This window comes from Streptomyces sp. MB09-01 (assembly GCF_033794505.1).
Lineage (GTDB): Bacteria > Actinomycetota > Actinomycetes > Streptomycetales > Streptomycetaceae > Streptomyces.
In genome coordinates this window covers 1-7,377 of sequence record NZ_JARAYQ010000335.1, presented here as the reverse complement: position 1 = coordinate 7,377, position 7,377 = coordinate 1, and the positions used below count along the sequence as shown (strand labels likewise).

Genomic DNA, 7,377 nt, shown 5'->3' with positions numbered 1-7,377 from the left:
CCGCTGGCCGGGGCAGGCCCCGGCCAGCCCACCCCCCCCGGCTGGTCGGGGCTCTTTCATACGGAGAAGAGGGATTGCCTGGCGGCCGCTCTCGCGGCGGGCGGATCCCGGTTCTTCACCGCCTGCGGTGGCGACCTCAAACGCGATCGCGAGCCGGGCTGCGTGACAGGGGCGGCCTCACGCGGCCGCGCCCCTTCGGTCGGAGACGGCAACTGCGACTCGCTCTCCAGCAGTGCTGTCTCGCGGGGCCCGGTATCCAACCGCATTGATTGCTGGGGCCGTCCGGGTCTGGGCGGGTGCGCGGACGGGGCAAGGTCGCAGACAGGATTCGGCCGACCTGCCGACCTGCCGACCTGCCGACCTGCCGGCGGGACGCGGGAGAGGGCGGTGTGCTGGTGGACTGGGACTGGTGGACGGTGGACTTCGGGGACGCGCACGCGGGCGGGTGTACTCGTCGGTGGCAGCGAGCCGGGTCCGGTGTACCTCGATGTCGGGAGTGGTCCGGACGTTCCGTCGACCATGCACTGGTCGGCGTACGACGGCCGAGCGCGCCGTCCGCGCGCGGAGGCCTTCCGGGCGGTGTGCGCGTGCGGTTGGCGCAGCGCGACTCAGTACCTGCTGGACTGGGACACGATCGGCGACCCCTGTACGAAGCGGACGTCGACCCCGCGGGACCGCTCGCGGACTGGACCGCGCACCTGTCCGTCGTCCGCGAAGCCAGCGTAACTCTGGGCATGCGAGGGCTCTCGGTGCTGAACCCATCGGGTACCTCGAGTCGGCCTTGGACGCCGTGCAGGCGGCTCTCGAGCGGGGACGGTCGTCACCAGTGCGCTTACCAGTCGACTTCGAGGCGGAGCTGGAACAGCCGGGCGAGTGCGAAAAAACGTCTACTGGGACGCCGGCACCGCCCGGCGGAGCGGCCATCCACCTGGACCCGAACATGCATGCGGTTCGAGCCGGTGTCCGCAGGCGCTGCCCGGGTGCCGGGCGTAGCGTAGGAGGGGCAAAAGCCACTGGCTGGCTGTTCGTTGCGTCTCATCCTCTGCACAAGGAGGGTCCGCGCATGTCCAGACCTCCGCAACCACCGTCTTCCCCCGAGTCCGATCCGCAGTGGGGGCCGTACGGGCGGCCGGGGCAGCCCGGGCCGTACGGCGGGCCGCAGGGGTGGAACGCGCCGCCACAGGGACCGTTGCCGTCGCAGAAGACCAACGTGCTGGCCATCGTGGCGTTCGTCCTGTCGCTCACCTGCATCCCGCTGCTCGCGCTGATCCTCGGCTTCATCGCCCTCAAACAGATCCGCGAGCGCGGCGAGCAGGGCAGGGGCTTGGCCATCGCGGCCATCGCCATCAACTGTGCGGCCATGCTGCTCGCGCTGGCCGTCGGGGTCACCGGTGTACTCGTGGACGGCCCGGAGCGCGACAGCAGTGGCAAGGTGACCGAATCGGGCACCAGCGAGGTGGCGGACATCCGCGTTGGGGACTGCTTCAACACGGATGACAGCCTGAAGGATTACGACAAGGAAGAGGCAGAGGCCGCCTTCTCGGTGACCATAGTGCCCTGCGAACAGGCCCATGAGGCGGAGGCGTACGCCGTCTTCGACCTGGAAGAGGGGCCGTACCCGGGCAAGGAGAAGATCATCTCGATCGCTGAGGAGAAGTGCGCAGGCACGACGCTCAACGACTACGTGGGCGGCGCCGCGAAGATACCGTCGAAGCTGGAGAGCTACTACTACTACCCGCGGTCCGGCAACTGGGACGCCGACGACCGCCGTGTCAGCTGCTTCCTGGGCTACCCGGGCGGCACGAGCACCGGCTCGGTCCGCGCCACCGGTTCCTGAGCCGCCTCAGCCGAGGATCCGGCGCACGGGCTGACCGGTCACGCGGGCGATGGTCTCGAAATGTCGGGCCGGGCGGGCCCCGCGGCGGGTGCAGCGAAAACCGTCAGCGACCTCGAGCAGCGGCATGAGTCCACCGCAAGCCTCCCTGACCCACCTCGGTGAGCAGGGCGCTCGCGGCTGTGGCGAAGTCCCGGCACAAGAAGCCGGAGCTCGACGCCCACGTCAGTCATGCTGCGGGAGACCGTCTTCGGTGAGGCGATCAAGGCGACGCTGACCCTGGCGCTGGACCTCGCCACGCACGGGCTGCCGGCGTTCCGGCTCACGCTGAAGTCGGACACCTCCGTCGACGCCCCGATGCTGCTGCGGGACGTGATGCTGCCGCTGCCCATGCGGGAGGACTGGGGCGAACGGCGGCATCCGGCAAGGCCAACGAAATTGCGATCACGCGCGTGGTCGTCGGATTCATCCCCTAACTGGAGGTTCGGGACTTCAACGCTACCGTCCCGGCCGGTCCCGGATGTAGGCCGGTGCCTGGGACGAACAGCGCCGTACGCTGCGGGCTGCTGTCCATCAGGCGCATCTACGTCGAAGGTGGGGATCAAGACGACCGGATCCGGCTCGCGGCGAGTGTGATCGCGGAGTCGAATCGGCGTTCCCGCCACGCTGCTGGGAGGTGACCCTCTGGCTCCGGCGGAGCAGATGCGCCGGCACCCGCAGATGCTGCCCGAGGGCGCCCGGGAGGCGCTCCTGGGGGCAGTGTCGTGCGCGCGGGACCGGATGGTCGTGACATGGCTGACCGACGGCGGATTCCGGATCGGGGAGCTGTGCGGGCTGCGCCTGGTCGACCTGCACCTTCGCGAGCAAGCCACGTGTGGTCAGTGCCGGGGGCCTCACGTGCACATCTGGCACCGCGAGGGTAACGCCAACCGGGCCCGGGTCAAGACCAAAGCACCCTGGACTTCGCGGGACGGTACCGTGTGCGGCGGGCCGGTGCGTAGGGCGAGCCCGGCGATGATCCACACCTACTTCGAGTACATCACCACCCAGTACCCCGACCACAGCGATCACGGCACGTTCCTGGTCGGCCTGCACGGCCGCTCCCCGGGCCGACCGTGGACCACCGCAGCGGCTCGCGGCATGCTGCGTCGAGCCGCGGCCCGGGCGGAGATCGGCCGGGTGGTACCGCACGCCTTCCGGCACAGCTTCGCCACCGCGGTGCTGGATGTCGCACAGGGCAACGCTTTGATCGCGCGTGACGCCGGCGGCTGGGCCTCGGCCTGTCGAGCAGGTCTACGGCCACGTGGACGTCCACGACCCGGTCTTCACCGCGGCGCTGGAACAGGTGTGGGGGACACGGTCATGATCCCGCTGACGCTGCTGCCCGGCCGCACCGATAGAACCCGCGTCGGCCGCGACCGGCTCGAACTGCTCACGGCCCTCATCGACGCCCCCGCATTCGACCCGCTCTTCCGCGACACGCTGATCTTCATCCCGCCTCACCACCCGGTCTACGCCTGGCAGTGCGCCGTGGACGACTGCAAGCGCATCCGCCGGCAGCCACAACCTGTGCAACACGCACAACCTGGAGTGGGAGCAGGCCGAGCGGACGGGGCAGACCAAGCGAGCCTTCACGGCACGGCCACCGCTCTGCCCGCCGCGCGGGGAGTGGACTACGGCCGCTGCCTGCTCTGCCCGGCGGTCAGCCCCACCACCCGGCTGTGTCAGCAGCACCAGACCAGGTGGCAGTACGGCGAGGCAGCCGGCATGGAGACCAGTTCGAGCACTGGTCCTGTACACAGCACCCGCTTCCCGGATACCGCCTGTGCAAGGCGCGCTGCCCGTTCCTGGCTGCCTGCACCTCACTGGGGCTGTGCCTGCAGCATCTGAACCGGTACAACATCGACAACCGTCCAGGAGCAGCCCGGTCGCGAAACTCACGCGGCCCCCTCAAGGACGGCCAGCCGCTCCCGGTGACCTACGGCGACGAGGAGGCATTCCGCGCCTGGTGTGCCACTACGGAGCCGGTCACGCAGTCGGGACTGGCCAACCTCCACTGCCTGCCCCCGCTGCTGCGGGCGATCCAGTGGGGCCTGCACGCCCACGCCCAGTCCGCACAGCACTCCGAGTGGACCACCAACGGCATCAGGAACCTCGTCCGACACTGCTGGCGAGGGGGCATCACCTCCCTGATGGACCTGCACGACGGCGAGTGCAAGGACCTGACGCGCAAGCACATGGATTCCGAGGTCCGCAAGATCATCCGAGAGATCATCAACGGTCTGCGCTGCGTCTACTACAGCCCCTCGGACACCAGGGACGCCGGCTTCCTGGAGACCGATCACCTCGGGCGACGCTTCAAGAACTCCCAGAGCCACTTCGACACCACCACCGTCCCTCAGCGGTGGCTGCGCGACCTGCTATGGGGTGATGGTGCCGCCGCTCCGCCCCGACAACCGTAAGAAAGAAGTGGTGAGCGGCGCGACGGCCGGTTGAGCCGACGGCGTCGAACGCGGCCCCTATCCTCGGGGACATGGCGATTCAGCGCATGGACAACGTGGGCATCGTCGTCGACGACCTCGACGCCGCCGTCGCCTTCTTCGCCGAGCTGGGCATGGAGCTGGAAGGCAGGATGCCGATCGAAGGAAGCTGGGCGGGGAAGGTGGTCGGGCTCGAAGGCATGCGATGCGAGATTGCGATGATGCGGATCCCGGACGCCCCGGGCCGGCTCGAACTGGCGAAGTACCACACCCCGAAGGCGATCACCCCCAAGCCGGAGTCCACCCCGCCGAATACGCTGGGCCTGCACCGCGTCATGTTCGCCGTCGACGACATCGAGGACACCCTCGCCCGCCTCCGGCCGCACGGCGCCGAACTCCTTGGCGAAGTGACCCGCTACGAGGACAGCTACCTGCTCTGCTATCTCCGCGGGCCGAGCGGAATCATCCTCGCGCTGGCCGAGCAGCTGAGCTGAGAAAAAGAAGTCCGCTCACGAAGGCGCCGACCTGGTTTCCTCTGCCACGCATTCGATCAAGTTGTCGGGAAGCCTCCCACCTCGTCGATCACCCGCCTCCGGATGGCGTGTCCGCCGCTCAGGACGGTGGTGACCGGGCATGCGGCGCCGACACTCCGGCTGCCGGGGATGCCGAGATTCTCCTGCTCTCCGGCAGCTCGACGGCCGCGACCCAGTCCGGCAGGACGGGGAGCTCACGCCCTGGCCACAGCACGACGGCGCCGACCGTCAGTGCGTCCGCGCCGCCCGTCACGCGGATGCCCGCAGCAGTCGGCCGTGCGCCGTTCCGGGCTCCCGGCCCGTCAGCTCGGCGCCGCCGCGAGGGGCCACGCCCCGGTGTCCGGGTTCTGGTCTCCGAGCCGGTCACCGCGGACACCTGCGCACTTTATTGAGTCGACTCTTGTCAACTTTATTGCCGCGCGCTATATAGGTGGTGTGGCCATGTGCATCCTGCGGCGAGAGGGAAAGGAGTGAATGATGATGCTCATGCGCACCGACCCCTTCCGTGAACTGGACCGGCTGACACAGCAGGTTCTGGGCGCGACGGCCCGGCCGGCGGCCATGCCCATGGACGCCTTCCGCGAGGGCGACGCCTTCGTCGTCGAGCTGGACCTGCCCGGTGTCGATCCCGAGTCCATTGACCTGGACGTCGACCAGAACGTCCTCAACCTGAGGGCGGAGCGGCGGACCACCGCCTCCGGAGCCGACAGCGACGTGCTGATCGCGGAGCGCCCCACAGGATCGTTCACCCGCCAGCTGTTCCTCGGCGAGGCGCTGGACGCCCACCGTATAGAGGCCTCTTACGAGGCCGGCGTGCTGCGGCTGAGCATCCCGGTCGCAGAGGAAGTGAGGCCTCGGAAGATCGAGATCAGGGCCGCAGACGGCTCACGCAAGGAGATCAACGCCTGACGGACGCACGGCAGGAACGCGGAGGGCGGGCCGGCCTTCCCCCGGGCAGCCCTCCCTCCTCCGTCTCGAAGTCAGCCGGGGACGAAGGCGAGGTTGGCGGTCATGCCCGAACCACCGCCTCTCGCGGCCGCGATCACACAGCCCGCCGACGGGCACCTCAAGATCGCCCTCGCGGGAGAGATCGACATCCTGAGCGCGCCGCAGCTTCGAGTAACCCTGGATGAGGCGTTGTCCCACGGCGCGCGTGTGGTGGAGGTCGACTTCGGCGGAGTCGAGTTCTGCGACTGCTACGGGCTCGGCGTCCTGCTGGGAGCCCGCCGCCGAGCGACCGAGCAAGGCACTGCTCTGCGCCTGGTGAGCGTCACCTCACCCCTGGTGCGACGCCTCCTGTACCGAACCGGCACAGCGGCGGCCCTGCTCGGGCCGGCGAAGTGATCAGTCAAAAGGATCCCTGATCCGAGAGGAGCGGATGATGGCACGCGCAGTCGGGATCGACCTGGGTACGACCAACTCGGTCGTCGCCGTCCTGGAGGGCGGCGAGCCCACGGTCATCACGAACACCGAAGGAAACAGGACAACCCCTTCCGTGGTGGCCTTCGGCAAGGGGGGAGAGGTCCTGGTCGGAGAGATCGCCAAGCGGCAGGCGGTGACGAACGTCGACCGCACCGCGCGATCGGTCAAGCGTCACATCGGTGAGGCGGACTGGCGCTTCCCCCAGAGCGGAGACATCGACGGCAAGCGGTACACGGCCCAGGAGACATCGGCACGCGTCCTGCAGAAGCTGAAGCGTGACGCGGAGGCCTATCTCGGCGAGGACGTGACCGACGCCGTGATCACCGTTCCGGCGTACTTCAACGACTCCCAGCGCACCGCGACGAAGGAGGCGGGCGAGATCGCGGGCCTGAAGGTGCTGCGGATCATCAACGAGCCGACGTCTGCCGCGCTGGCGTACGGACTGGACAAGGAGAACGAGCAGACGATCCTCGTCTTCGACCTGGGCGGCGGCACCTTCGACGTGTCGCTGCTGGAGATCGGCGAGGGGCTGGTGGAGGTCAAGTCCACCAACGGTGACACCCACCTCGGCGGCGACGACTGGGACCAGAAGATCGTCGACCACCTGGTCAAGCAGTTCCAGAACGCCTACGGCATCGACCTGTCCAACGACAAGATGGCACTCCAGCGCCTGCGGGAGGCCGCCGAGAAGGCGAAGATCGAACTTTCCGCCGCGACGGAGACGACGATCAACCTGCCCTACATCTCCGCGTCCGCCGAGGGCCCGCTGCACCTGGACGAGAAGCTCACACGCTCTCAGTTCGAGCAGCTGACCGCCGACCTCCTGGAGCGCTGCAAGGCGCCGTTCCACAACGCTGTCAAGGACGCGAAGATCAAGGTCTCGGACATCGACCACGTCATCCTGGTAGGCGGGTCCACCCGCATGCCGGCCGTTACGGAGCTGGTCAGGGAGCTGACCGGCAAGGATCCGCACAAGGGCGTCAACCCGGACGAGGTCGTCGCCATCGGGGCCACCCTCCAGGCCGGTGTGCTCAAGGGTGAGGTCAAGGACGTCCTGCTCCTCGACGTGACCCCGCTGTCCCTCGGTATCGAGACCAAGGGCGGCATC

Annotated in this window: 8 protein-coding genes; all 8 read left to right on the top strand. The window is 68.6% G+C overall.

What is annotated here, in order from left to right:
• The first annotated feature begins 1,063 nt into the window (after window positions 1-1,063).
• Complete coding sequence (locus PV721_RS38890; protein WP_319732905.1) at window positions 1,064-1,837, top strand: DUF4190 domain-containing protein; 774 nt, start codon at window positions 1,064-1,066, stop codon at window positions 1,835-1,837.
• A gap of 228 nt (window positions 1,838-2,065) precedes the next feature.
• Complete coding sequence (locus PV721_RS44185) at window positions 2,066-2,470, top strand: hypothetical protein (protein ID WP_416371273.1); 405 nt, start codon at window positions 2,066-2,068, stop codon at window positions 2,468-2,470.
• Window positions 2,471-2,827: 357 nt separating this feature from the next.
• Window positions 2,828-3,724, top strand: coding sequence for a hypothetical protein (locus PV721_RS38880; protein ID WP_416371272.1), 897 nt, complete (start codon window positions 2,828-2,830; stop codon window positions 3,722-3,724).
• An 83-nt stretch (window positions 3,725-3,807) separates the two neighbouring features.
• On the top strand, window positions 3,808-4,296 hold the full coding sequence (locus PV721_RS38875) for a hypothetical protein (RefSeq protein WP_319732903.1): 489 nt from the start codon (window positions 3,808-3,810) through the stop codon (window positions 4,294-4,296).
• A 71-nt stretch (window positions 4,297-4,367) separates the two neighbouring features.
• Window positions 4,368-4,808 carry a VOC family protein gene (locus tag PV721_RS38870; RefSeq protein ID WP_319732901.1) on the top strand — a complete coding sequence of 147 codons (441 nt, stop codon included), beginning with the start codon at window positions 4,368-4,370 and terminating at the stop codon, window positions 4,806-4,808.
• Between the two features lie 516 nt (window positions 4,809-5,324).
• Window positions 5,325-5,756, top strand: coding sequence for an Hsp20/alpha crystallin family protein (locus PV721_RS38865; RefSeq protein WP_319732907.1), 432 nt, complete (start codon window positions 5,325-5,327; stop codon window positions 5,754-5,756).
• 102 nt (window positions 5,757-5,858) lie between these two features.
• Complete coding sequence (locus PV721_RS38860) at window positions 5,859-6,191, top strand: STAS domain-containing protein (RefSeq protein WP_319732899.1); 333 nt, start codon at window positions 5,859-5,861, stop codon at window positions 6,189-6,191.
• A 37-nt stretch (window positions 6,192-6,228) separates the two neighbouring features.
• Window positions 6,229-7,377 (top strand): molecular chaperone DnaK (dnaK, locus tag PV721_RS38855; protein ID WP_319732897.1); only part of this gene is annotated, 1,149 nt, incomplete at its 3' end.